General features: G+C 35.0%; 17 protein-coding genes. 3 read left to right on the plus strand and 14 right to left on the minus strand.

All coding sequences use genetic code 11. The annotated features are described in order from the left end of the window. Positions 1–71 precede the first annotated feature (71 nt). The gene (locus MPR_RS11855; protein WP_041892865.1) at positions 72–1,523 is read right to left on the minus strand and encodes an aminotransferase-like domain-containing protein; all 1,452 of its coding nucleotides are present in this window, start codon (positions 1,521–1,523) and stop codon (positions 72–74) included. Positions 1,524–1,611: 88 nt separating this feature from the next. On the opposite strand from MPR_RS11855, the gene MPR_RS11860 reads away from it, so the two are divergent. Then, the gene (locus tag MPR_RS11860; RefSeq protein WP_041892868.1) at positions 1,612–2,502 is read left to right on the plus strand and encodes a DMT family transporter; all 891 of its coding nucleotides are present in this window, start codon (positions 1,612–1,614) and stop codon (positions 2,500–2,502) included. An 86-nt stretch (positions 2,503–2,588) separates the two neighbouring features. Here MPR_RS11860 and MPR_RS11865 read toward each other — a convergent pair whose 3' ends face one another. The 10 genes from MPR_RS11865 to MPR_RS11910 all read right to left on the minus strand — a co-directional run bounded on the left by MPR_RS11865 (position 2,589) and on the right by MPR_RS11910 (position 18,064). Beyond that, complete coding sequence (locus tag MPR_RS11865; RefSeq protein ID WP_041892870.1) at positions 2,589–3,200, minus strand: hypothetical protein; 612 nt, start codon at positions 3,198–3,200, stop codon at positions 2,589–2,591. A 7-nt stretch (positions 3,201–3,207) separates the two neighbouring features. After that, on the minus strand, positions 3,208–5,232 hold the full coding sequence (locus tag MPR_RS11870; protein WP_158438873.1) for a UvrD-helicase domain-containing protein: 2,025 nt from the start codon (positions 5,230–5,232) through the stop codon (positions 3,208–3,210). Beyond that, complete coding sequence (locus tag MPR_RS11875; RefSeq protein ID WP_041892876.1) at positions 5,219–7,036, minus strand: ATP-dependent nuclease; 1,818 nt, start codon at positions 7,034–7,036, stop codon at positions 5,219–5,221. Before MPR_RS11875 ends, MPR_RS11870 begins: the two co-directional genes overlap by 14 nt. Positions 7,037–7,217: 181 nt before the next feature. Then, positions 7,218–8,252: a hypothetical protein gene (locus MPR_RS11880; RefSeq protein ID WP_041892878.1), complete on the minus strand. Its 1,035-nt coding sequence runs from the start codon at positions 8,250–8,252 to the stop codon at positions 7,218–7,220. Between the two features lie 355 nt (positions 8,253–8,607). Next, a complete protein-coding gene (locus tag MPR_RS11885) occupies positions 8,608–10,167 on the minus strand; it encodes an NAD(P)/FAD-dependent oxidoreductase (protein ID WP_041892881.1) in 1,560 nt (519 codons plus the stop codon). Between the two features lie 356 nt (positions 10,168–10,523). Next, positions 10,524–12,287, minus strand: a complete 1,764-nt coding sequence (locus tag MPR_RS11890) for an ABC transporter ATP-binding protein (RefSeq protein WP_041892883.1) — start codon at positions 12,285–12,287, stop codon at positions 10,524–10,526. Positions 12,288–12,292: 5 nt separating this feature from the next. Next, positions 12,293–14,038, minus strand: coding sequence for an ABC transporter ATP-binding protein (locus MPR_RS11895; RefSeq protein WP_041892885.1), 1,746 nt, complete (start codon positions 14,036–14,038; stop codon positions 12,293–12,295). A 95-nt stretch (positions 14,039–14,133) separates the two neighbouring features. After that, positions 14,134–14,553, minus strand: a complete 420-nt coding sequence (locus MPR_RS18680) for a hypothetical protein (RefSeq protein WP_052472736.1) — start codon at positions 14,551–14,553, stop codon at positions 14,134–14,136. 33 nt (positions 14,554–14,586) lie between these two features. Beyond that, the gene (locus MPR_RS11905) at positions 14,587–15,846 is read right to left on the minus strand and encodes a DUF4374 domain-containing protein (protein ID WP_041892887.1); all 1,260 of its coding nucleotides are present in this window, start codon (positions 15,844–15,846) and stop codon (positions 14,587–14,589) included. 58 nt (positions 15,847–15,904) lie between these two features. Next, positions 15,905–18,064, minus strand: a complete 2,160-nt coding sequence (locus MPR_RS11910) for a TonB-dependent receptor (RefSeq protein WP_041892889.1) — start codon at positions 18,062–18,064, stop codon at positions 15,905–15,907. A 610-nt stretch (positions 18,065–18,674) separates the two neighbouring features. Between MPR_RS11910 and MPR_RS11915 the strand changes: the two genes are divergently transcribed. After that, positions 18,675–19,520 carry an aminoglycoside 6-adenylyltransferase gene (locus tag MPR_RS11915; RefSeq protein WP_041892891.1) on the plus strand — a complete coding sequence of 282 codons (846 nt, stop codon included), beginning with the start codon at positions 18,675–18,677 and terminating at the stop codon, positions 19,518–19,520. 224 nt (positions 19,521–19,744) lie between these two features. On the opposite strand, the gene lpxD is transcribed toward MPR_RS11915, so the two are convergent. Both lpxD and MPR_RS11925 read right to left on the minus strand, forming a co-directional pair. Then, positions 19,745–20,746 (minus strand): UDP-3-O-(3-hydroxymyristoyl)glucosamine N-acyltransferase, encoded by a 1,002-nt coding sequence (gene lpxD / locus MPR_RS11920; RefSeq protein ID WP_041892892.1) that lies wholly within the window; start codon positions 20,744–20,746, stop codon positions 19,745–19,747. A gap of 156 nt (positions 20,747–20,902) precedes the next feature. Further along, a complete protein-coding gene (locus tag MPR_RS11925) occupies positions 20,903–22,324 on the minus strand; it encodes an aminotransferase-like domain-containing protein (protein ID WP_041892894.1) in 1,422 nt (473 codons plus the stop codon). A gap of 95 nt (positions 22,325–22,419) precedes the next feature. On the opposite strand from MPR_RS11925, the gene MPR_RS11930 reads away from it, so the two are divergent. Continuing rightward, positions 22,420–23,310 carry a DMT family transporter gene (locus MPR_RS11930; protein ID WP_041892896.1) on the plus strand — a complete coding sequence of 297 codons (891 nt, stop codon included), beginning with the start codon at positions 22,420–22,422 and terminating at the stop codon, positions 23,308–23,310. A gap of 122 nt (positions 23,311–23,432) precedes the next feature. On the opposite strand, the gene MPR_RS11935 is transcribed toward MPR_RS11930, so the two are convergent. Then, the gene (locus MPR_RS11935; RefSeq protein ID WP_041892898.1) at positions 23,433–24,365 is read right to left on the minus strand and encodes a helix-turn-helix transcriptional regulator; all 933 of its coding nucleotides are present in this window, start codon (positions 24,363–24,365) and stop codon (positions 23,433–23,435) included. Between the last annotated feature and the right edge of the window lie 13 nt (positions 24,366–24,378).

The raw sequence follows: 24,378 nt of genomic DNA on the forward strand, positions 1-24,378 counted from the left end.
AGATAAGTTTTCAAATTACTTTTTTCTCTTTTATTTCAACGTGTATTTACAACTCCCCCTTTTCCTTTCAACTATTCCTGTTCTGTATTAACAGTCTTTAGATTTTGCAATTGTCTAGCTAATAAACCTATCTGTTTAATCTTGCCTTCTAATTGTACATCCCAAGGCAAGCCAAAACACAATCGCATGGAGTTGTTATACTGATTTTGCAAAGTGAACATCCGTCCAGGAGCTATACTTATTCCTTTCTTCATCGCCAAATCATATAACGCGATAGTATCAATCTCTTCACTAAACTCTATCCATAAAGACAACCCACCCTGTGGTTGGCTAATCTTAATATTCTTAGGAAAACTCTGCTGAATAACTCTAGCATAGTTCTGATAATTCTGATATAGCTTCCTTCTTAATTTTCGCAAGTGCTTATCGTATTTCCCTGACCTTAAGAAATTAGCCACAGCTTCTTGTTCTAAGGAAGAAGAAGAGATAGATTGTATCAGTTTGATATTTTGCACTTTATCTTTATACTTGCCAGGGGCTACCCATCCTACTCTAAACCCAGGGGCTAGTGTTTTAGAGATAGAACTACACCAAAGCACATTTCCTGTCTTATCGAATGTCTTACAGCAAGTAGGTCGATGGCCTTCAAAACATAAATCCCCATATACATCATCTTCTATCAAAGGAATATCGTGCTGTGCCAATAGCTCTACTACCTCTTTCTTGTTCTCATCAGGCATACAGCTCCCTACAGGAGTATTGTAGTTTGAGATTAAAATACAAATATCTATTTCTGAGACCACCTCTCTTAGCGCTTCTACTTTTATTCCTGTATTAGGATTAGTCGGTAATTCAAACACCTTTAACCCCAATCCTAAAGCTAATTGTAGAATACCAGGATAACAAGGACTTTCTATCGCAACAGTATCTCCAGGTTTACTCAATGCTGTTAGACAAAGAGCTACTGCATTCATCCCTCCATTTGTGGTGATCAAATCTTCTTCGTGAAGATTAGCGCCCCAACCCGAAGATCGCAAAGCAATCATTCTCCTCAGATTGGCGTTACCTTCTAATCGTTCGTATTGTACCCCACCAGTAGGCAAGTCTCTAGTGGCTTGTACTATTTCTTTCTTTAATTTAGCAATAGGCAACATATCTCCATACGCCACGGTATAAGATAGTAATAAGAGGTCTTCTCTACCTATATTAGCATATACTTTTTGAAGAATATCATTAGGTTCACAGTGATTAGCTAATAAAATGGGATTACTCTCCTCAGGAAGAGGTAAGTTCTTATAACTTAGTTTACTTACAAAATAACCACTCTGAGGTTTTGAATAAATCAAAGACAGGGATTCTAACTCTAAGAAAACACGTCTTGCCGTATTCATACTAATCTCATATTCTGCGCATAACCCACGCAAGGAAGGTAACTTCTCTCCTTCTCTAATATTTCCACTTCTAATCTGAGAAGCTATATTCTCTGCAATCTCACTATACAAAAAGGTTTTGCTCATATTCATCTACTAACTGTGCCCATGCAAATATACAAAACTGATACTGTGTGAATCCTAAACATAGAGGTAATTTTGTCCCAAATAAAACAGAATAATGGAACAATCAAGCATTTTAAATGCAACAACGAAATCATCTAACGGATGGTTAAATGGATTTATTGGAGTACTTCTATTCGCAGGTTCAATGCCTGCTACTAAGATGGCGGTTAAAGATCTAGACCCTATCTTCGCCACTGCAGCAAGAGCAGTTATCGCAGCTTTATTAGCGCTAGCTTGCGTAATAGCTCTTCGCGAAAAACGCCCTACCAAAGAACAGATGTGGCCTTTAATTAAAGTTGCCATTGGAGGAGTTATTGGTTTCCCTCTATTGACAGCGATGGCATTAGAGTACATCACCTCAGCACATTCATTGGTATTTATGGGAATGTTGCCCCTTTCTACAGCTATATTCGCTGTATTCATTGGTAAAGAGAAACCTAAACCTGTCTTCTGGTTATTCTCTCTAATAGGGAGTGCCTTAGTGATTGGATTTGCATTCTCACAAGGAGTAAGTTCTAACCCTATCGGGGATGTCCTAATGATCTTAGCGATCATCTTATGCGGACAGAGCTATGCAGAAGGAGCTAAACTATCTAAAACACTAGGAGGATATCAAGTAATCTCTTGGGCGTGTATTATCTCACTACCTCTTACAGTGCCGATTATGATTTATACGGTACCTACAGACTTAGTCCTAGTAAGTGGAGAATCTTGGTTTGGACTATTCTATATTTCTGTTGTGAGTATGTTCTTAGCGTATATCTTTTGGTATAAAGGATTAGCACAAGGAGGAATCGCAACAGTAGGTCAAATCCAATTATTACAACCGCTATTAGGGATGATATTAGCGGCAACAGTATTAAACGAAAAAGTAAGCCCTACGATGCTATACGTCACTTTCGGAGTGATTCTTTGTGTAGCTGCAAGTAAGAAGTTTGCTAAATAGATATTTTTTTCTCTTCAATTATTACCCTTTTACTAACGAAAAACGCACTTATATAGTGCGTTTTTTTTTTTTGTTGGTGGTGTTTATTAAAATAGTTCCAAAAAAGATTGATAGGAAACATAATGTTTATTGTAACTTTCTATATGAATTAGAATATCTTTTAAACTACCTTCATGTTTATAATTATCCTTATTTATTTCTATTAACTTAAAGTTCCATCTTGTATTGTCTAAATCAAAATAAAAACCTTTATTTTTAGATTTCATTATTGCTAATTTATATATTTTATCATTACTCTTAGAATAGTATACCTTTTCACACTTCTTTAATATAAGCATATCTTTTACTAAATCAGCATATTCACATTGGTTCTTATTTTTAGAATTCAACCTCTCAATTATATTATATATATCATTTAAAAAAATAAACTCATTATAATATTTTTCAAGATTTTTAAAAATTTCAATATTATTTAATTTAAATAAATCCTCTTTAGGATATACATATTTTTCGCGTAAACAACCAGTAAATAAAGCCTTCTCAAAAGAACTAAACTTATTATTGCCTAATTGAATATTTGTTAATAAACTTTTTGTTTTTTGTAAAAAAACTTCTGCTCCTTCTTCTCTATTCAATATATCTATTCTGTGTAAAAGAGCTAATTCTATTAATGCTCTTTGCGTTAAATCTATTTTCATTTAATTATTATTTTTCTACTATACTACTATCTACAATCCAACCAGCATCTTTATATTTTTCAATATCATTTTTGATATTATCATATTGAACTGCAAAGCAAAGTAAATGTGTAGGTCTAGAAAAACCAACATACATCATTTTTAAAGTTTGATCAATTCGTTTCCTATTTTGAATTTTATACTCATTTTTTTGAAAAAAAAGAGGTGTTTTACATCCTTTCTTAGTTAATTTAAAAGACTCAGTATTATGAAATTCAGTTTCAATATACATAGTTGCACAATGAGTTTGTCCCTTTACCTTATGAATTGAAGATAATTTTATATCAATACTATTAATTTCTTTATTCTTTGAGGCATTAATTTTATTATTACTTATATTTCCAGTATATTTAAAAAAAGGATCATTATCATCTACCACAAAGTTTTTTAAATTTTGAGACAAATAATCAGTTATAAAAGATAAATAGTCATTAAAAACATACTCAATATTATTATGCTTAATCAAATTAATACACCAATCATATAATACTTCTTTAAATGCTTTATAATGATCTAACCCATCATTTTTTGGTTCTTTAAGAAACTGAATAAATGTTTCTTTTGTATAATATTTTTTTTGTAGTGTATTTTCAAACACTCTATACAACCTTAAAACTCTAATAATACCATTTAATAATGATTCCTGTACTTCTCTAAAGGTTAAACTATCCGAATCAAAGAAGCATAAATATTTTTCTAAAGAATTAAAGTGTTCTTTTTTTTGTGTTTTCTCTTTTAAAAATTCAGGAAATAACTTCTTCAAATGAAGAGCATTGCTTTTATCTTTTACTTCCGTAGTCCAAGCAATAATATGATACCCATTGAATTTATTTTGACTTGAAGAATATAAGTTATACTTCGTTATAAGTTCTTTAAACTTATTCTTCAATTTTAGACCATCGTTTTCATTATTATAAACGATTAAATATGGTGGTACTTCATTATGAGTTGCTATCCCCTCTACTTTATATCCTTTATCTCGTTTCAATACAAAACCATCTACTAATCTTCCTAATATAGGGGTCAAACGATAAGAATTATTTAAAGTCTTTACTTTAATTCTACTTCCATTTGATTCTTGATTCCATACACTCTCTTCCTCTAATCCTCTATTACTCGAATATATTGCTTGATTTTTATCACCTATACGTTGAATAATTGATTCTGAACTTTTTGTTCGAAAAATCATTTCAATCAAATCTACTTGTTCTTGATTTAAATCTTGCATTTCATCAATAAAAACATACTTAAACCGCTTTTGAATTATATTTATTATTTGAGGGTATTTACTTAGATAAGTAAAAGAAAAAAAGAAACAATCGTTATAGTTCAAATATCCTTCGGAGAATAAACTAATTTTTGTACTAACAATAAAATTTCTTATCTTTTTAATTTCCTCTTCTACTTTATCTTCTTTTATCCAAGTTTTAGGAGGTACTTCTATATTAAATAACTTACCATTATTTATAACATCACATTCTTTATCAGACTCCTTATTATACTTAAGATATGACTCATACAATTTAGAAGGATCTTTGTGTAAAATATAATTTATAGACTTTGATCGAGAATATTTAAGTCTACTTTTAAATAATTCATTATACATTTCATTATCAATAACGCTAACCTTTTTTTTATTTTTACTAATATAGTAAGGAATTGTTAAAAACTTATTTGCGAATGATTGAACAGTACCAATAAAATTTGGATACACAAATAGTTGAGGACAATGAATTTTTAGTTGTCGTTCTATTTCTTCAATAGCACTATTTGTATGCGCTAAAACAAGAATACCGGCATTATTTTTTAGTGGTAATTGCTGAGCTAAACAATACAATTTAGCCAATAAAGCTGTAGTCTTACCACTACCAGGAACAGCAAGTAAATCAAACGTACTGAAATCGGATATAAAGTCTAAACGCTCCAAATCAAATTTAGCATCATTAATAAAAATTTGCTCAGATTTATAAATATCCTCATTATTTATCTTCATACTCACATACATGTTTTATTGCTTCAACTAAATAAAAAGCTGTGTCATTATTAGAAATAATCAACGAACCGCCTAATTCCTCTAACTTTGCTCTCAATTGATAAGCTATTTCTGTTTTATTTATAGAGTTACTCAATAGAATTCTACTTAATGCTTTTTCCCAGTTTTCATTATTATCATCACATATGTTAAAAATATCGTGATGAACCTCTTTTAAAATAGTCTTATATATACCTTCAAGTGCTTTTGATTTCAACAAACACCACTCTAAGGTCCATTGTTTAGAAATAAAAATTTTCACTTCTGAAGAAGTAGATATTTTTATTCCTTCTTTTCTTTTCTCAATCTCTTTAGAATAATCAATATTTTGTTTTATGTAGTTATATTCCTTTCTTTTTTCCTTGCTTTCTTTTTTAACAATTATTTCTTCTCTCTCATATTCCCTTTTATCTAAATCAGTAATAATCGAAATAGGAACCTGTATACACTCTCCCTTACTTCTTTGAAATATCTTCGCAAAATGTAGATACGCTGTAGAAGCAACATTTATAATTGATATTTCTTTATGTGTTAAATCATAACCTAGTTTTTTTGCCAAAGCTGGTAAAATAATTTCTTCAGACCATCCCTCTACAATAATATTCCCTTTAGAAAAAAAGAGATTACTCTTAGTTACATCCAGAAAACGCTCTAAATGTTTATAATTCACTTTATCTAATTTTGTTTGACCTACACTTAATGGATAAACTAAATTATTCTTACAAAGAATAATATCCTCTAAATTAGCTTGAGAAGTGATATTGGGGCTATGAGTACTGAGAATAAATTGAATATTGCTTTCTTGTTTTAAACGATTTATAATTTTTAATTGTGCTTGAGGATGCAAATGAGCCTCTAGTTCTTCAATCATACAAAGTCTTAACCCATTCCAATTAGTTTTCTCTAAATGTATCAACTCCGCTGCCATAAATAAACGATTCATTGTTCCTAAACCTAAATTCGATTGGTTTAAGACTCCTAATGATAACTTTTCTAAAATATTAGTTATAGTACTCCCTCCCAAATTAAAATCAGTACTAATATCATCATTGATAAAAGCTTGTATATATTTATCAATAGCATTTTTAATAATAGAATAATCTCTTTCCTCTCCTTTTTTATTAAATTTACCATTTATCTCTGCACGTGCATTTTCAAATATTTCTTCAAAATCATGTCTCTCTGAAAGTACATTCTTTCTTTCAAATAACTTATGTGCTCTCAAAATTTGGGATAACCGAGAATTTTTTTTCGCTGTTAATTCACTGCTAGCATCACGTAGAGCTTTTAAATATGTACATTTAAGAAACTCACGTGCCTCATAAGTTAAAGCATGACCTATACCGTCCATTCCTGCCTTAACATCTGAAGGAATTATACGACCATCTCTCAATTCAGCTTGATAAATCAGAACAAGTTTAGGCTCTCCTTTATCATTCCATCCACACCATTCTATAAAATTACTAGCTTCTTCAGGCTTGATATCTTCAAATTCAATTTCAATTCTAACTTTACAAGCTATATTATTTGCTAAACAATAAAAATCTTCTTCCTCTATTTTAATCCATTCGTATGCATGAGTTTTTAACACTAATTTTATTGCATCAATTATAGCACTCTTTCCTGAGTCATTTTCTCCAATTAAGATATTCATTCCTTCTTTAAATGGTACTTCCAATACAGGAGCATTAAAATCAATAGTATTAATTGATGATGCATTACCATATTTCCTAAAGTTCCATAGTCTTAATTTAGATATATACATTTTTTATAGTGTTTTGGTGATATTAAAACATACGAAATAATTATCCTTCCATAAGAATAATCTCTCCTATAAAGTTACCGAAGAGTATTCTCCTTTCCTAGACAAAGAATGACATACTATGAACATTAACACTTTATACACCCAAAAAAAGCCTAACTACTCTCGTAATTAGGCTTTTGTCTTATTTCTTTGGTTTATACTCCTTCATATCTAAATCGTAGAAGGTATTTTTCTCATTTAAGATATAAATATAGACCTTATCTCTGTTTTGCTTCACTTGATCTACTGATACAATTTCTGTCTTTTCAATTTTGTCAATTTCCTCTAACGAACTGAAATACAAGTTTACGAAGTTATTGTCCTTTGAAGGAATGATTACCCACTCCATAGTTAGAAAGTCAAACACTCCTTTGCTTCCATCAAGACTAACGATGCCATACGCCAATTCATTTACCTGATCTATTATCTTCATACTAGACTGGCTCATTATTTTACCAGATAGCAAACCTCTTATTTGATATTTTCCATCTCCCTTACTTGTCTCAATCCATAAATCATTCTGTGAACTATACATTGGTAACCATTCTGGATATTTAGTCAACTGAGTAAAACCATCAATACTTTCTCCATTCTGATTGATAATTGTAAAGTAGTACTGATTTTCACCAACCAACTGCTTCTCTACAGCATAAAACTGATTATGATAACTAAAAATAGTAATGAGCGAAGTTTGTTTCGATTGACTATCAAAATACTTTGGATTGATTCCTATTAATTCACCTTTATCATCTACTTTAAATCCCTTCACATGCTCATCTACTAAAAGAGTATCCTCTGACTTGACATAAAGGCCTACTTCAGGTTCGAAAAAACTTATCCCTCCAAACTCACTTGTATCATAATTATTATTACTTCCCTTAATCTCTCCTTTACAACTTATACTTTGTTTACTAAAATGCATGTGAAAAGTATTGAAATTAGGGTTAAAAAATTCCAAATTACTCATAAATGGCTTCGTCAATTTCTTTTGAGAAACTCTATTCATATAGCCCCATTTTTTTTCTTTAGGTGAGTAATAGGGTATTAGATCCTTAGAAGAGTGGTCTTTCACCTTACTAATAAACTCCTTATCTACAGCTATCTGACATGGATCCTTCTGTGCTAAAACCACACTGAAGGACATTAACAACAGTAAAACAATACTTTTCTTTATCATAATAAATTCTTTTTCAGCTCTAAAGATAAGCAAAAAGCCTAACTACTCTCGTAATTAGGCTTATATATTAAATTTTATATCTTTAAAAAGAACTATGATTTACTAGGTGTCGGATGTATAATCATCCCTACGATTGCGTGGTATACGGTATGGATATACGTTGTGTGAGACGCGAGATATTGCGCCTCTACCTTATATAGACTGTGGTTACTAGGTGGCGGGTGTATATGATCATCTCTACGATTGCGTGATATACATGCCAAATGCCATAGGCAATACTGTTAACTGTCAACTAACAACTGTTAACCATTAAATGCCGTAGGCAATACACTCCTAATTCTTAATTCTTAATTGATTACTGCATGCTCTCGACACACATAATCGCACATTTCTCACCATCGATGGCAGCAGATACAATACCCCCTGCATACCCTGCTCCTTCTCCACATGGATAAAGTCCTTTGATCTGAGGATGCTCTAAGGTATCATCCTCACGAGGGATACGCACTGGAGAGGATGTTCTACTCTCTGGAGCATGTAATATAGCCTCATTTGTGAAGTACCCTTTCATCGACTTACCGAACTCTTTGAATCCCTGTCTCATGATTTGCGTCAAAAAGCCTGGGAACACCTGTCCTAACTCTATAGAAGTCGTACCAGGTAGATAAGACGTCTTAGGGATAGACTCTGATACTTTAGACTGTGAGAAGTCCACCATACGCTGTGCTGGTACACGCTGAGTCTCCCCTGCTAGTAAGAAAGCTTTTTGCTCTATTGCTTTTTGGAACTCCATACCTGCTAAGGCTCCGAACTTCTCAAATGGCTTAAAGTCTTCTAATCGCAACTCTACTACGATACCCGAATTGGCTGTTGCTTGATCGCGTTTAGACGGTGACCATCCATTGGTTACTACTTCTCCAGGCGCTGTAGCACAGGGTGCGATTACTCCACCTGGGCACATACAGAATGAATACATCCCACGACCATTGACCTGCTTCACGATAGAATAAGGTGCTGGAGGAAGAAACTCTCCTCTGTAATCACATGAGTACTGTATCTTATCTATCAGCGTCTGTGGGTGCTCTGCACGTACTCCTAGGGCAAAAGGCTTTGCTTCTATCAAGACTTTCTTACGATCTAGTAATTCATAGATATCGCGAGCAGAGTGTCCTGTAGCTAAGATTATTTTCTTTGCTTCGATTAGGTCCCCATTGTGTAGTTTAACTCCTTCTATTTCATTTCCTTTGATCACAAAGTCTACTACTCTTTTCTCAAATAACACTTCTCCACCAAACTCCTCAATCTTAGCACGCATATCCTGCATAATCTTCGGAAGTTTATTCGTTCCGATATGTGGATGCGCTTCTACTAAGATATCTTGTGATGCTCCGAAGGCTACTAATAACTCTAGTATACGATTGACATCACCACGCTTTTTAGAACGTGTATATAACTTACCATCTGAGTAAGTACCCGCTCCTCCTTCTCCGAAACAGTAGTTCGAATCCGGATCAACGATATGATCGATATTTATTGCTTTCAAATCACGACGACGACCTCGCACATCTTTTCCTCTTTCGACTACAATAGGTTTTACCCCTAGCTCGATTAGTTGTAATGCTGCAAAATAACCCGCAGGTCCTGCTCCTACCACGATAACACGTGGAGCATCCTTTACATTTTTATACTCTGGAAAATCAATATGTCTGTGCACGACATCCTCATCGGCAAAAAAAACAGCAACCTTTAAATTAATCTTTACGGTGCGTTGTCTCGCATCGATAGATCTCTTTAAGATCGTGATATGCTTAATGTCCTTTGGAGAACACTTCACATGGTTTGCAACGTACTGCGTCAATAAATCCGCTGTACCTGCAACTTCAGGAAGAACTTGTAACTGTAATTCTTGTGGCATTTTTTTATAAAGCAAATAAAAATTAAAGGCGCAAAAATAAACTAAAATCACTTAGCTTTTTTTACTATTTTATAGTCATTCAGTATTTTTTTGACATCCCGTACACAAAATACAGAAAACAACACTAAAAAACTAATTATTAGTTATTTACTACATTAAGCCCATACTATTTATTCTGATTATAAAGTAATATCTTCTTATCTCTACTCCATTAAAACAAAAAAGCCTGTGATACAATATCACAAGCTTTCACATAAAAGGAACTAAGGAAAAGCGAACTTGGGGTAAGCTTATCAAATGAGTCTACTATCTGTCCTTAACCCTTCTAATCTATAGAATACAATTGCTATTTCTTCTTAAAACAAAGCCTCTATTTGCTTCTCTGCTTCCCATAGATCACAGTATTTACCTTGTTTTATCATTAAGGCTTCATGTGTTCCCTCCTCTACTATCTGACCTTTTTCTAAGACACATATCTTATCCGCGCCTCTGACTGTAGATAACCTATGTGCAATGATAATCACAATCTTCTCTTTCACTAACTCATCGATAGCACGCTGTACGGCAAGTTCGCTTAAAGAGTCTAGAGAAGACGTTGGTTCATCTAGAATGACTATCGGGCTGTTCTTAAGCAGTGCTCTCGCAATAGAGATACGCTGACGTTCTCCACCTGATAAGGTATTTCCCATATCTCCTATAGGTGTGTCATACCCTTTAGGCAATTGACTGATAAAGTCATGACATTGAGCACGCTTAGCCGCGTCTATTATTTCTTCTTGAGTAGCAATAGGTTTCGCCATACGGATATTGTTACCTATGGTATCATCAAATAAATAAACCTCTTGGAATACCACAGAAATCATACTCAACAAATCGTTTTGACTCAAATTAGCAATATCAACTCCTCCTATACTAATGCTCCCCTTCTGACAATCTGCATAGCGCATAATCATTCTTGCCAGCGTAGTCTTACCCGAACCTGAAGGCCCTACTAAAGCTACAATAGACTTCGGTGCAATAGATAAGTTGATATTAGACAAAGTCTTTTCTTGAGCATCTTCATAATAGAAGTCTACTTCTTTAAACTCTATACCATAAGAAGTTGGTTTGGCTTGAGGTGTCTTTACTTCTAAGACAGGAGCAGTTAACATCGCTGTGATTTGCTTATATCCTGCTTCCATCAGACTAAATATCATGGTCATTGGTACAAAGCTAGAGATCAACTCTGAGAAGCGAATCACAATAATCATTAAGGCTGTCATGACCATCATATTGCTATCTGCTTTTAGCACAAACAATATTCCCAATCCCAAGGATACTAACATCCCTACTTCTAAAGCAGAAGTAATAATCAGGTTAGGAGTACTCCCTTTGCCATGCCCGAAGATTTGTACTTCTCTTACTTTATCAATGCTTTTGTTTAAACGAGCTACGATACGTTCTATACCATTACTTGCTTTAAGCACAGGCAACCCTTGGATAAACTCTATAGACTCTGCATTTAGCTCAGAGTGTACTTCATTTAGATAATACATTCCACGGTCATAAGCTGGTTTTCTCCAGCGATACAACGGGATGATCACAGGGAATAAAATCAAGATAACTATCGCAATCTTCCAGTCAAAGAAGAAAGTCATCAGCCCTACTGATATAGGTGTAATCACTCCATACATCATCAAACTTGACACTGTAATGGTGTAAGAAATCACCTCATCTACATTATTACTAATCACGGCACTCCACTTTCCAGAGCGTTTATTAGATAAAAATTCTAAAGGCATCTCTCTCAGTTTCTCCCCTTGTCTCTTGCGAAGGTCATACTGCGCCTGAGAAGAAAAGCCTCCATAGTCATAGTCTTGCCCTACCCATCTACAGATAGCACTAATCACGACAAAGCCTAATGCTATCCAAATGTAAAACCATACTTGCTCAGGCTTTCCCTTCCCTATATTCATAAAAATAGGGTAAAAGCAAGTATAAGCTGCTCCTTGAAAAACAGAAGACAACAATATCAATATTAAACTCATTCGCAGTCGTCCACCCATCGGACCTGCTGCTTTAATCAGGTTAGATAATATACCGATAAAAGAACTGCTCTTATTTGTTTGTACTTTACTCATCTCTATTATTTATCTGATTTAATATGCCAATTTCTCGCTTGTGTATAAGATTGCCACATCGCTTGATATATTCCTTGATTAGCTGCTAATTGTTCATGTGTTCCTATCTCGCTAATACTTCCCTTATCCATCACAATGATCTGATCCGCATTCTTGATTGTCTCTAATCTATGAGCGATCATAATGACTGTTTTGTCCTTCATCAGATTGCGGAAAGCACGCATCAGTAATAGTTCGTTTTCTGTATCTGAGAATGAAGTTACCTCATCCAAGATAAGAATAGGTTTATTTCTCAAGATCGCTCTAGCAATCGCTAGACGTTGCTTCTGTCCACCTGAGAAGTTATTTCCTCTTTCTTTTACTAAGGTCTCATACCCATCAGGAAGTTGCATTATAAAATCGTGTATTTGGGCAGCCTTAGCCGCTTCCATTACTTTTTCTAAGGTAGCTTCCTCTGCGCCCATTCTGATATTGTTAGCAATCGTATCAGAGAAAATAAAATTGTCTTGAAACACAAATGATATCGTATCTAATAATACCTCAGGTTTTAATTGGCGGATATCTGTTCCACCCAATTTTATCTCTCCATCACTAACATCCCAAAAACGAGGTAACAAACGAGCTACAGTAGACTTTCCTGCTCCTGATGCTCCTGTAATAGCAGTAAAAGTACCTGGCTTCACCGTAAAGCTGATATTATTTAATGCCTTGTCCTCTCTACCAGGGTAAGTAAAAGACACCTTGTCAAACTCAATGGTTGTATCGTTTACCGTAGTTTGTTCTCCTGTAGAAGTTAAAGGTTCTACTTCTAGTAATTCTTCTATACGCTTTGCGCTGATTGCCGCTCTAGAGATCACATTAGTCAAACTTCGGTAAGGCAAAATAGACTCTATCATTCCTGTCCCCAATAATAAAGAGGCTACAAAAGACACAAAACTCAAAGACCCCTCTTGGAACCAATACGTTCCTAGTACAAGTAATATAATAAATGTAGGTAGCGGGTTTAAAATAAACATCGACAACTTAGCATTCAATCCGTTTTCCTTAAACCACAAAGTGATAATAGATAAATAACGTTGTAAGGCATTCTCATAACGCACAAATGATTTCTCTCCTCCATCGAATACACGTACTACCGGCATTGCCTGTACATACTCTATCACAGCTACATTAATATCTTCTTTTGCTTTATTAAATTGATGTGTTACTTCTGTCTTATTCTTCATCGCTAATGCTAAAAACCCAAGCCCTACGATAAGAATAGCTAGACAAACTAGTGCTACTCTATAATCAAACCAAAATAATGCAAACAAAGTAACTACTGGAAAGGCATACGTACGCACAAATAAAGGGGTACTATCTGCCGCAAATCCATGTAATAAACGAACATCTTCATTTAAGATTTTAGTCAATGCTCCTGAACCTGTCTCAGTCAAGAACCCTAATGGTAACTTCGCCAAATGGTGACTGATATTCTTACGCAAAATAGCTTCTAAATCAAAAGCTGCGTAATGGGATACGTCAAATGACTTTAGACGTAATACATAACTAACTACTACACATAAGATCATCGCTCCGAATAGATACAACAATTGTGTTGTATTTCCGTGATACAGTGCATTAATTAGGTAACTTAATATTATTAAATTGGCTATTGTCAATAAAGTAGAACCAACAGAAAGAGCCATTGCAAAGTTTAGCTTCTTCTTGACTGGTTTTACGATACGCCATAGCACATTATCTGTTGCCATATTATTGTTTTTGTTGTTATTTTGTTGTTTTGTTGTTTTGTGAAATCGTGAAACTGTGAAATCGTTTTTTGTTCTGTTCTCGTTGCAAAGTCTCCCTACTTTGAGCTACCATGCCATCTGTTCCCTGTTCCCCGTTTCCCGTTTCCCGTTCCCTGTTTCCTGTTCCCTGTTTCCCATTTCCCTGTTTCCCGTTTCCTGTTCCCCGTTTCCTGTTCCCCGTTTCCTGTTCCCCGTTTCCTGTTTCCTGTTTCCCATTTCCCGTTTCCTGTTTCCCATTTCCCTGTTTCCCGTTTCCTGTTTCCCATTTCCCTGTTTCCCGTTTCCTGTTCCCCGTTTCCTGTTTCCTGTTTCCCATTTCCCGTTTCCTGTTCCCCGTTTCCCTGTTTCCCGTTTCCTGTTCCCCGTTTCCTGTTTCCTGTTTCCCATTTCCCGTTTCCTGTTCCCCGTTTCCCGTTCCCTAAAAAACTATAAAAAAGGAATAGTAGAGAAGAAAACTCCTCTACTATTGCATCCAAACTCTATGGAGAGTTCTAAATAATTAAACTATCTTATTTAACTAATTTCACTAAGCCCCATACTTGACCACCTTTACCGATGTTAAACGCAGGTTTAGCTACATTATCAGATCCTAATACATAGTATCCGTTGTAATCTTTGTTATTCACTACTCTGAAGTACACTTTACCATCTATTGTAGTAATCGCTTGAGCATCTTGGAATGCATAAGTAGATTGAGGTATACCAGTTACTGCTTTTGGTCCTGCAGCAATATTCTCTTTATCAAAAGCATAGTATGTAAAATTAGGGTTTGGCAAAATATCTGTGTATGAGAATGCTTTATCACTCCATGCTGTATATAGCTTACCATCTTTTACCCCTACTGAACCAACTGTAGTATTCTTTACATAATCATCAATCTTAATGATCCAATCTTTATCTATTTCTGTTGCTCCTTTTTTAATTCTAACAATAGCAGAACCATTAGTCGCTCCATTTACTCCGAACCCATGAGAACACATATATAGCGCTCCATCATCTCCCATAGTCCACATTTGATTCGCGTTACCACCATATCCTACATAGCTGATACGGTTATCTTGAATCGTTTTTTCATATTTACCAGTAGCGATGTCGATCACTGCTAGTTTGATATATCCTGGAGCAGGGTCTTTCATCTGACTACCTTGTCCATCTTTAGAACCTGTGATGATATCTACATATAATTTTCCATCTTTAGACGCGATAAAGCGAGATCCCACAGCTTGGTATTCTGCTTTTTTATCTTCTACAATAGAAAGGTCTATTTCTCCTGTACGCTGCATCGTAGAAGGATTGAATACTTGTATCTTTAACAATCCTCTTCCTATATCGGCATAGTATCCAGTCGTTTTATCATGTACATAAAAGTTAGAAGACATTCCTGTGATTCTACCTGTCTCTGATAAAGAACCATCTGCGTTAATAGAATATCTCAAGATACCGTCATCTGGAGAAGACACACGTCCTAGTTGAAGACGTTGGAATACCCATTCTCCATACGCTTTCATTCCATTCCCTTTTATCTGTAATGACCCTTTATGGATATTGTCTAAATCCCCTTCAGGCATTTTATCATAGTTAGATAAGTATCCTACGAATGGCTGTACTCCTAATGTAGCTGTTAATAGTGCATAAGATGTCTTCGTTGGCTCAACTGGTTTAGTTGGCTCTGAACTTGAATTATCATCTGATGAACATGATGCAAAAGCAAATAACCCTGCCATAGCTAATGCTCCTATCGTTTTAGTACTAAAAATGCTTTTTTTCATTTTAATAGATTTATTGTGTTTTAATGATAAGTTTCTGTATTTCTAAATTGTTCCTCTCCTAAAGAGACATATTCACTTTAAAATGAAGACTAAACCCTTCATTTTGTATTTTATAATTGTCAAATATTTCACTGTTAAACAAGTTCTTAGCTTCTAAACCGAAAGACAGTTTAGGTGAATAACTCCACACCACTCCTGTAGAATGTAAATTCTGATCAGGGATCACATAAGCTTCTGCATTAACTTGTGCTTTTCCCCATAATCCTAAGAAACCACTAGGTTCAAATTCTTTAGGAATAAAGTCTAGGTAATAAGCCTTTACAAAACTGTAGTTGTAATAGAACGAGAACTTGTCTCCTGCCTTGAATACATTGTCATGTGAAGTACGCAAACCAAGATTAGCGAAGAAATAAGGTGTATTTCTCAGACGAGAACCCTCATACGTCTTATCTTCTTTATCATATAATCTAAAGTCTTGATACGTCACGTTACCAGACAGTCTCAACCACTTTAATGGAGAATATGCTGCATCTACCTCTACTCCAACTCCTTTTATCTTTTCTATGTTCTCGTAACTACCAAAAATACCCGTGTTTAACAGCATGATCATATCATGCGTTCTTCTGTAGAACACATTGACCTCTGTCATGAAATTGGTTTGATTATTATAGTTAAATCCTAGATTATAGTTCCAACTCTTTTCTGGTTTTAAAGCAAAATTGGTTCGCGTGAATGTTCCATCCCCGAAGAACTCTTCTTGCTCTGGTAGACGCACGGCTACTTCTCCTGAGAATCTAGCATACATACGATCGTTAATCTGATATTTTAACGACTCTGATACACCCCAGTTCCCTTTTGTTTTAGATCTTTTTTGCTCCATCGAAGTGTCTCCATGCGCACTCTCATACCCTTCTGTACGCAAGTAGTAATACTTCGCCGATAAGTCATTCGTCAGACGATCATCTAAGGCATATAATCTCCAGTTTAGCCCTGTAATCCATTTTTGGAATACTACAGAACGCTGTAACATATCTATCTTAGAGAAAGGAAATTTCTCTCCATAAGGGTCAGAACCACGACGAGTAGAGGTATTGTAAACAGAGTTTAACTCTATAAACCCATTGTCTAATCGGTAAGATAGATTAGTACGAGATACGAAGTTATAATAACGTAACTTTTTGATACTCCCACTAGTAGTCGCTTCTCCATTCTTACTAGGTACTGGAGTGAACTTCCCTCTCCAGTCGTAAAACCCTTTAATCGTATCTGTATAACTAGAATGCAGTGTATTATAGACAAGGAATTGATCTAACTTCAAGTCTTTATCTAAAAAAGCCTTGCGATAGCGAAGTGTTGGCACTACAGAATTCATATTACTCGTCACTCCTCCGAATGGATAGTTCATCGTCATCCCGTAATTGTGCTGTTTATTAATGTAAAAGCTACTTACAGTCAAACGCAACTCATCTGCCCAAGTCTTGTTCTTCACTCCCACAAATCCTTCTACAAATCCATTAGAGAAACGGTTGTGAAACAGTTTGTGTTTTTCTCTACTTACCTGTGCCGTTTCTGGATCAGTGTAAGGTACATTGACCTTATAATTGTTATCAGAGTAATTAATAAAAGCATTTACTCCTCCAAATAAGCCTGTCTTTTTATCTTGAAAATAAGCGTTTACGGTACCTCTGTGGGTGTTATAAGAACCTATCTGATAAGATACATCTACAGATTGATTACTTTCAGGTTCTTTCGTTACGATATTAACTGCTCCTCCTAGTGCATCTGCCCCTAAGGCTACAGGTACCACCCCTTTATAGATCTCAATGCGATCAATCATCGTAGGCGGTACAATAGAATAACTAAAGGCATTCCCTAAATAATCCATCGGAACCCCATCCTTAAAATACTTTATCGCCTTTCCTTCAAAACCGTTCAACATCAAATTAGTAGCATTACCTAATCCCCCTGTTTGTCTCACTCGTACACCTACTGTTCTATTCATCAGCTCGATCACACTAGATGGCTGTTGTTTCATCGCTTTTACATCAAGTACAGTAGCACGTATAGGTTGACGACTTTCTTTTTCGGCTTTAGTCTCTCTCTGAATAATCACTTCATTTAACCCTGTATTTTGTAAAGTATCTTGTTGTGCAAAAACAGATTTAGAATTAAATGATAAAACAGCGATTAAGGATAAAGTAAGGTATGGTATTTTCATCTTGATCTCTCTTATAGAATAGCTCTGTGGAAGACTATCTCTCTTATTGATAGGGCAAAAGTAGGCATCCCTTTGCCTGGGTACTGACGCTAAAAGGAATATAAAAGACGCAAGAAGGAGTATTATTTAGATTCATTAAAAAGGAAGTCAGTACTTCATTTACTTTAGAACTCAGCATTAGAATTCGTTGACTTATACCCCTGATACCCTGTGTATAGCTATGATGATATACTGATCGTAGTTTGATCCCATAGTGATCGTATAAAAAGCGGGCAAAAATATGCGAGCAGTATGCCATCACTATGCGATAACTATGCGACCACTGCTATTTTTGAAGAATAAAAAAGAGAATTAACTAACCTCAATTAGAACTTCACACAGACATTTACTCCCTCATAATACCTCTTCCTAATGTAGAACTTCCTTCTTAATGGATATGCAGATCAAGTGGGATATACGCTCTTATCTGTGGGTTTTCTAGTTTTTGAGTAATAGCCTTCTATTTGAGTTACAGTTCTAGCCTATTAAAAAACTTTATTCTACTCCTAAAAACACCACTGTGAATCATTTTAATTTAATTATCTTGCTTATTCGTCTTAAAAACACCTATATGGCTTCACCATTACAAACAGAGATCCTTCAATTAGCTAAACAAGATGACCGCATTAGAGCTGTTATTCTCAATGGCTCAAGAGCTAACCCGATGGTTACTCCTGATCAATACCAAGACTATGATATCATCTATATGGTGACTGACATAGAAGGTATCAAGAAAGAGGATATTGTCTACAAAACCTTTGGACAACCTGCCATACAACAATTACCAGATGATATGCACTTAGGTAACGAAGAGGGCACTCCTTCTATTTCGTATGCTTATTTAATGATTTATGAAGACGGTAGTAGGTTAGACCTTACCCTATTCCCAGTAGATCAATTAGAGCAATATAAAAAAGACAGTCTTTCTATCGTATGGCTAGATAAAGATGGAATATTTAAAGACATACCTAAGTCTTCTGATATCGACTATCATGTACAACGCCCAACTCAACGAGAGTTTACAGAAGTATGTAATGAGTTTTGGTGGTGTTCTACTAATGTTGCTAAGGGACTGGCTAGAGAAGAAAGAGTATATGCAAAAGATATGATGGAGTCTGTCGTCCGTCCTATGTTCTTACAGTTACTAGCTTGGAAAATAGGGAGTGAACACCATTTTAGCGTTTCTATAGGCAAATCAGGTAAATTCATTAAAAACTACTTAAACGATGAAGACTATAATCAAGTATTGAGAACCTATAGCAATGCTAATATCCAAAATACATGGGAAGCCTTTCACACCATGACTACTTTCTTTCAAGAACTACAACTAGAACTAGGTAAACGACTTGCCTTAAACGTAAATGTAAAAGAGGCTACGAATGCCTTACAATACATCAATAAAATCTATCAAGATTAATAAATGAATAATCACAAATAGAGATGTATAAAAAAAGCGACTAACCCTTATCAGTTAGTCGCTTATAAATTATTATTAAACCCAAAATACCGCAAAACCATTCTACTTCATAGCTCCTTCATTAGCTCTAAAACCATACTATTATATGCCTGTGTCACTAATTCAGATCTATATTATATAAACTCTTTTCGTTTATAAGTCTATTGCGTATTTTAGTTAGAAGATTAGTTCTTCGTTCTATTGGTTACCAATTGTTTTAGTACAGCCCACTGTCTCAAGGTTGTTTTTGCTTCCTGAGCAGGATACCCTAATACCGTCTTACCTGCTTCTACATCTCCAGTCACTCCTGATCCAGCTCCTACTACAGCACCCTGCCCGATAGTAACGTGATCTTTAATAGAAGCACTACCACCAATTACTACAAAGTCCTTTAGTGTAACTGAACCTGCTAAACCACTATTACCAGCCATGATACAGAATTTTCCTAGCTCACAATTATGTCCTATCTGAACAAGATTGTCAATCTTACAACCATCTCCAATAATGGTAGCACTAAACTTTCCTCTATCTACACATGAGTTGGCTCCTATTTCAACATAATTACCAATAACTACATTACCGATCTGAGGTATCTTCACTAACCCTAACTCAGGAGAAGGACAGAAACCAAAGCCATCAGCACCAATCACTGCGTTAGGATGTAAAATACAATTATGTCCGATATGACTGCGCTCACGCACAATAACACCAGACCACAATATTGTATTATCACCAATCGTACTGTCATCTAATACAGTGACATTAGGATACATCTTTACATTTTTTCCAATTACTACATTCTCGCCGATTACACAACCAGCTGCTATTCTAGCTCCTTCACCTATCACTGCTGTACTATCTATCGTAGCATTAGGGTGAATATCTTCTTTAAAAACAGGCATCTTAGGCGCAAATAGAGTAAGTAACTTCGCTAATGCTAAATCAACATTATCTACTTTAATAAACGCTCTATCTATACCTGGTAGAATAGAAATATCTTTATTTACAATAGCAATAGGGGCTTTTGACTCTCCCCATAAGCGTTCGTACTTTTTATTACCTATAAATGAGACTTGACATTCTTTGGCTTTTTCCAACTGCTCCGCTGTACTAATCTGTTTTAATGTACTTCCTACAACAACGCCATTTAAAACATCGTTCAATTCGGTTAAAGAGTATAATTTCATAATTGCAAAATAAAGTTTTTTAGTTTTATTTAATTAAAACGAATAAAACTAAAAAAAATTACAACGCTAATTTAAATTATTTGTTTTTTTTAATACATAACCACTTTTATTTTCAAAAAAACAAAATCACTATAAATACAAAAACGAAAAATCACCTTATTTTTTCAATAATTGTTTACTCAACTCTCCTACTCTTTTTAGTTTAGCTTCTACATCCTCTGACCAAGGTAGGCCTATGCACAGTCGGATACAGTTCTCGAATTGTTCTTGTACTGTAAACATTCTACCAGGGGCTATACTAATGCCCTCTGCAATAGCTAAGTCGTATAAATCCATCGCCTCAATAGAAGGATCCAACTCAATCCATAGTGATAATCCACCTTGAGGACGATTAACCTTAGTACCCAATGGAAAACTAGTAATAATGGTATTCAAATATTTCTGATAATTGCTATAGATGTCTTTTCTAAGCTTTCGCAGGTGCTTATCATAATTACCTGAGCGCATAAAACTAGCTACAGCTTCTTGCATTAAAGGAGGTGTAGAGATTAAATGCACTAACTTTTGATGCATGATCTTATTCTTATATTTACCAGGTGAAACCCACCCTACACGATATCCAGGAGTCAAGGTCTTAGATACAGAACTACACCAGATCACATTACCTGTCTTATCAAAAGCTTTACAACATTTAGGGCGCTGATTACCAAAATACATATCTCCATAGACATCATCCTCTATCAATGGGATATTGTGTCTCTCTAAGAGTTCTACTATTTCCTTCTTGTTCTCATCTGGCATACAACTACCTAATGGGGTATTATAATTAGAGATCAATAGACACATATCAATATGCTCTACTGCATCTCTAAGAGACTGCACATCAATACCAGAAACTGGATCTGTGGGTAACTCAATCACCTTAAATCCTAAATCAATAGCTAGCTGAAAGATACCTGGGTAGCAAGGGCTTTCTATTGCAATGGTATCTCCAGGTTTGCCCAATGCTAATAAACACAGCGAAATAGCGCTCATACTTCCATTAGTCGTAATAATATCTTCTTCTTTTAGACTACCTCCCCAAGTGATAGAACGCTGTGCGATCATTCTCCTCAAATTTAGATTGCCCTGTACAGAATCATATTCTATCCCTCCATCTACTAATGATCTAGAGGCTGCTATAATCTCTTTCTTCATTTTGGCCAAAGGCAAAAACTCATCATATAATGTACTATACGAGAACAAAGTCAGCTTTCTATTTCCCATATTAGAATATACCTTGCGAATAATCTCCTTAGGCTCCTTATTATTTGCTAAAAAGATAGGGTTACTCGGCTGAGGCAAAGGAATATCTGTATAGGATAGATTACTTACAAAATAGCCTGACTGAGGCTTAGACTCTATTAATGCCTGTGTTTCTAGTTCTAAATATACTCGTTTGGCTGTATTCATACTAATTTGATGTTCTGTGCACAACATTCTTACAGAAGGAAGTCTGTCTCCTTCTCTTAGTACGTCTGCTCTAATCTGACTAGCAATAGCATCTGCTATATTCAAATACAAATAATTCTGTTCCATAACAATCTCAACTGTGTCCTTCCAAAATTACAAAATTGATACTGTACTACATACTAATACAGTATATTTTTGTTAAAAAATAAAACATCAAGAAAATGAAACAAACTAGTGTAATTGATTCAACACAACAAACTTCAACAAGTGGTTGGATCAATGGATTCATAGGAGTACTTCTATTCAGTGGTTCTATGCCTGCTACTAAAGTAGCTGTACTAGAATTAAACCCAATATTCGTAACAGCTGCTAGAGCAGGTATTGCTGGTATATTAGCACTGTTATGTCTACTTGTCTTTAAAGAAAAAAGGCCTACTAAAAAACAGTTATTGCCTTTATTTATAGTCGCTATAGGCGGGGTTATTGGATTTCCTTTATTATCCGCATTAGCGTTACAATATATCACCTCAGCACATTCACTAGTATTCTTAGGTACCTTACCGATGTGTACTGCTGTATTTGCAGTATGGAGGGGTGGAGAAAAACCAAAGTCTATCTTCTGGTTATTCTCTATACTTGGATGTCTATTAGTAGTGGGATTTGCCTTTATGCAAGGAGTTACAAGTTCCCCTATAGGAGATATATTAATGCTTATCGCTATCTTATTATGTGGACTAAGTTATGCTGAAGGAGCTAAACTATCTAAATCTCTTGGCGGATGGCAAGTTATCTCTTGGGCAGTTGTATTATCTCTTCCCGTATCTATACCGATTATGCTGATCACAGCTCCTGAAGTACCTTCTCTAATAAGCAAAGAAGCATGGATAGGCGTGTCATATCTAGGAATATTTAGTATGTTTGTGGGGTTCGTATTCTGGTATAAAGGATTAGCACAAGGAGGTATTGCTTCTGTAGGACAACTACAGTTATTACAGCCTTTCTTTGGACTAGCACTTGCAGCGAGTCTTTTAAACGAACAGGTAAGCACAGCTATGATTGCAGTAACTGTAGGCGTTATTCTATGTGTAGCTGGAAGTAAAAAATTCGGTTAGTAACCCCAATTACTAGCTACTTCGAACAGTGTAGAACAATACTAAAAGCAATCACCTTACTTTTGATATTTCCTCCTTCTGCACTGTTTATTTTTAGCAAAAAAGAGATTGGCTCTTAATTCTTAAAACTGGACAAAATTACCACTCTTTACATCTTTAGGTAGCTCATTAAATTTACGCTTAAAAGCAGCTGTAAAATGGGTAGGGTTCTTATACCCTACTTGTTGAGCGATATCTGCTATAGATAAATCTTGTTCTATCAATAACTTCTGCCCTAACTCCATACGCTCATCATAGAGATGATTAAAAATGGTAGTAGAGAACAGTTCTTTAAACCCTCTTTTTAGTTTAAACTCATTGATTCCTGCCAATCTAGAAAGCTCTCTTAAAGAATATGGATTCTGAAGATTATTACTCACTAACTCTCTGACATAATATAACTTATCAACATCACTCCTCGTCAGTGAACCACTTACCATCTCATATTTATAATCTCCACTATACTTAATCACTAAAAGAAGAAGTTCTACAATCTTGGTCTCCATATAAATCTTCTTCATCATACCATCATAAGAATTATTGACTAAGTCATACAGTAACTTCTTCATCTCTGGAACAATCATTAAGTTAGAAGAAAAAGCACTTTCTCTCTCACTGTACAAAGACTTGCCAAAGTCTCCTAACAGCTCTAGATCTCCATTAAATACACGCTCTAAATAAGGTAACGTTAGTTCTATACCTATAGCACTGTAATTTTCTTCAACAGGATTAAAAGCAAGAGAACCATCGATATAAGGCAGATGAAAAAAACTAAAACGTCCGGTAGAAGTATTGACGCATTGTTTTTTATTGGATTGATAATAGTGTTCTCCTTGAAACAAAAAGAAAAGCTCAATGTGTTTCTGGTCCCTTAGTACTTCTTTTTGTTGTCTAGTCTTATGCTGTAAAGAGACGTGATCGATATGTAACTCTTCCATATCTAACAACTGTATATTCCCTTTTATGCCATGACTAGCATAACGCTCTCCTACATTTATCAATGTCTCTTTAACCATGATACCAAACTAA

The sequence above is a fragment of the Myroides profundi genome (assembly GCF_000833025.1).
Classification (GTDB): Bacteria; Bacteroidota; Bacteroidia; order Flavobacteriales; family Flavobacteriaceae; genus Flavobacterium; species Flavobacterium profundi_A.

What these genes read in the sequence shown, in the direction of transcription:
- MPR_RS11910 (WP_041892889.1), bottom strand. Translation starts at nt 18,064, where the DNA reads ATGAAAATACCATACCTTACTTTATCCTTAATCGCTGTTTTATCATTT.
- MPR_RS11880 (WP_041892878.1), bottom strand. Translation starts at nt 8,252, where the DNA reads ATGATAAAGAAAAGTATTGTTTTACTGTTGTTAATGTCCTTCAGTGTG.
- MPR_RS11935 (WP_041892898.1), bottom strand. Translation starts at nt 24,365, where the DNA reads ATGGTTAAAGAGACATTGATAAATGTAGGAGAGCGTTATGCTAGTCAT.
- MPR_RS11895 (WP_041892885.1), bottom strand. Translation starts at nt 14,038, where the DNA reads ATGGCAACAGATAATGTGCTATGGCGTATCGTAAAACCAGTCAAGAAG.
- MPR_RS11930 (WP_041892896.1), top strand. Translation starts at nt 22,420, where the DNA reads ATGAAACAAACTAGTGTAATTGATTCAACACAACAAACTTCAACAAGT.
- MPR_RS11865 (WP_041892870.1), bottom strand. Translation starts at nt 3,200, where the DNA reads ATGAAAATAGATTTAACGCAAAGAGCATTAATAGAATTAGCTCTTTTA.
- MPR_RS11915 (WP_041892891.1), top strand. Translation starts at nt 18,675, where the DNA reads ATGGCTTCACCATTACAAACAGAGATCCTTCAATTAGCTAAACAAGAT.
- MPR_RS11885 (WP_041892881.1), bottom strand. Translation starts at nt 10,167, where the DNA reads ATGCCACAAGAATTACAGTTACAAGTTCTTCCTGAAGTTGCAGGTACA.
- MPR_RS11875 (WP_041892876.1), bottom strand. Translation starts at nt 7,036, where the DNA reads ATGTATATATCTAAATTAAGACTATGGAACTTTAGGAAATATGGTAAT.
- MPR_RS11905 (WP_041892887.1), bottom strand. Translation starts at nt 15,846, where the DNA reads ATGAAAAAAAGCATTTTTAGTACTAAAACGATAGGAGCATTAGCTATG.
- MPR_RS11855 (WP_041892865.1), bottom strand. Translation starts at nt 1,523, where the DNA reads ATGAATATGAGCAAAACCTTTTTGTATAGTGAGATTGCAGAGAATATA.
- MPR_RS11890 (WP_041892883.1), bottom strand. Translation starts at nt 12,287, where the DNA reads ATGAGTAAAGTACAAACAAATAAGAGCAGTTCTTTTATCGGTATATTA.
- lpxD (WP_041892892.1), bottom strand. Translation starts at nt 20,746, where the DNA reads ATGAAATTATACTCTTTAACCGAATTGAACGATGTTTTAAATGGCGTT.
- MPR_RS11860 (WP_041892868.1), top strand. Translation starts at nt 1,612, where the DNA reads ATGGAACAATCAAGCATTTTAAATGCAACAACGAAATCATCTAACGGA.
- MPR_RS11925 (WP_041892894.1), bottom strand. Translation starts at nt 22,324, where the DNA reads ATGGAACAGAATTATTTGTATTTGAATATAGCAGATGCTATTGCTAGT.
- MPR_RS11870 (WP_158438873.1), bottom strand. Translation starts at nt 5,232, where the DNA reads ATGAAGATAAATAATGAGGATATTTATAAATCTGAGCAAATTTTTATT.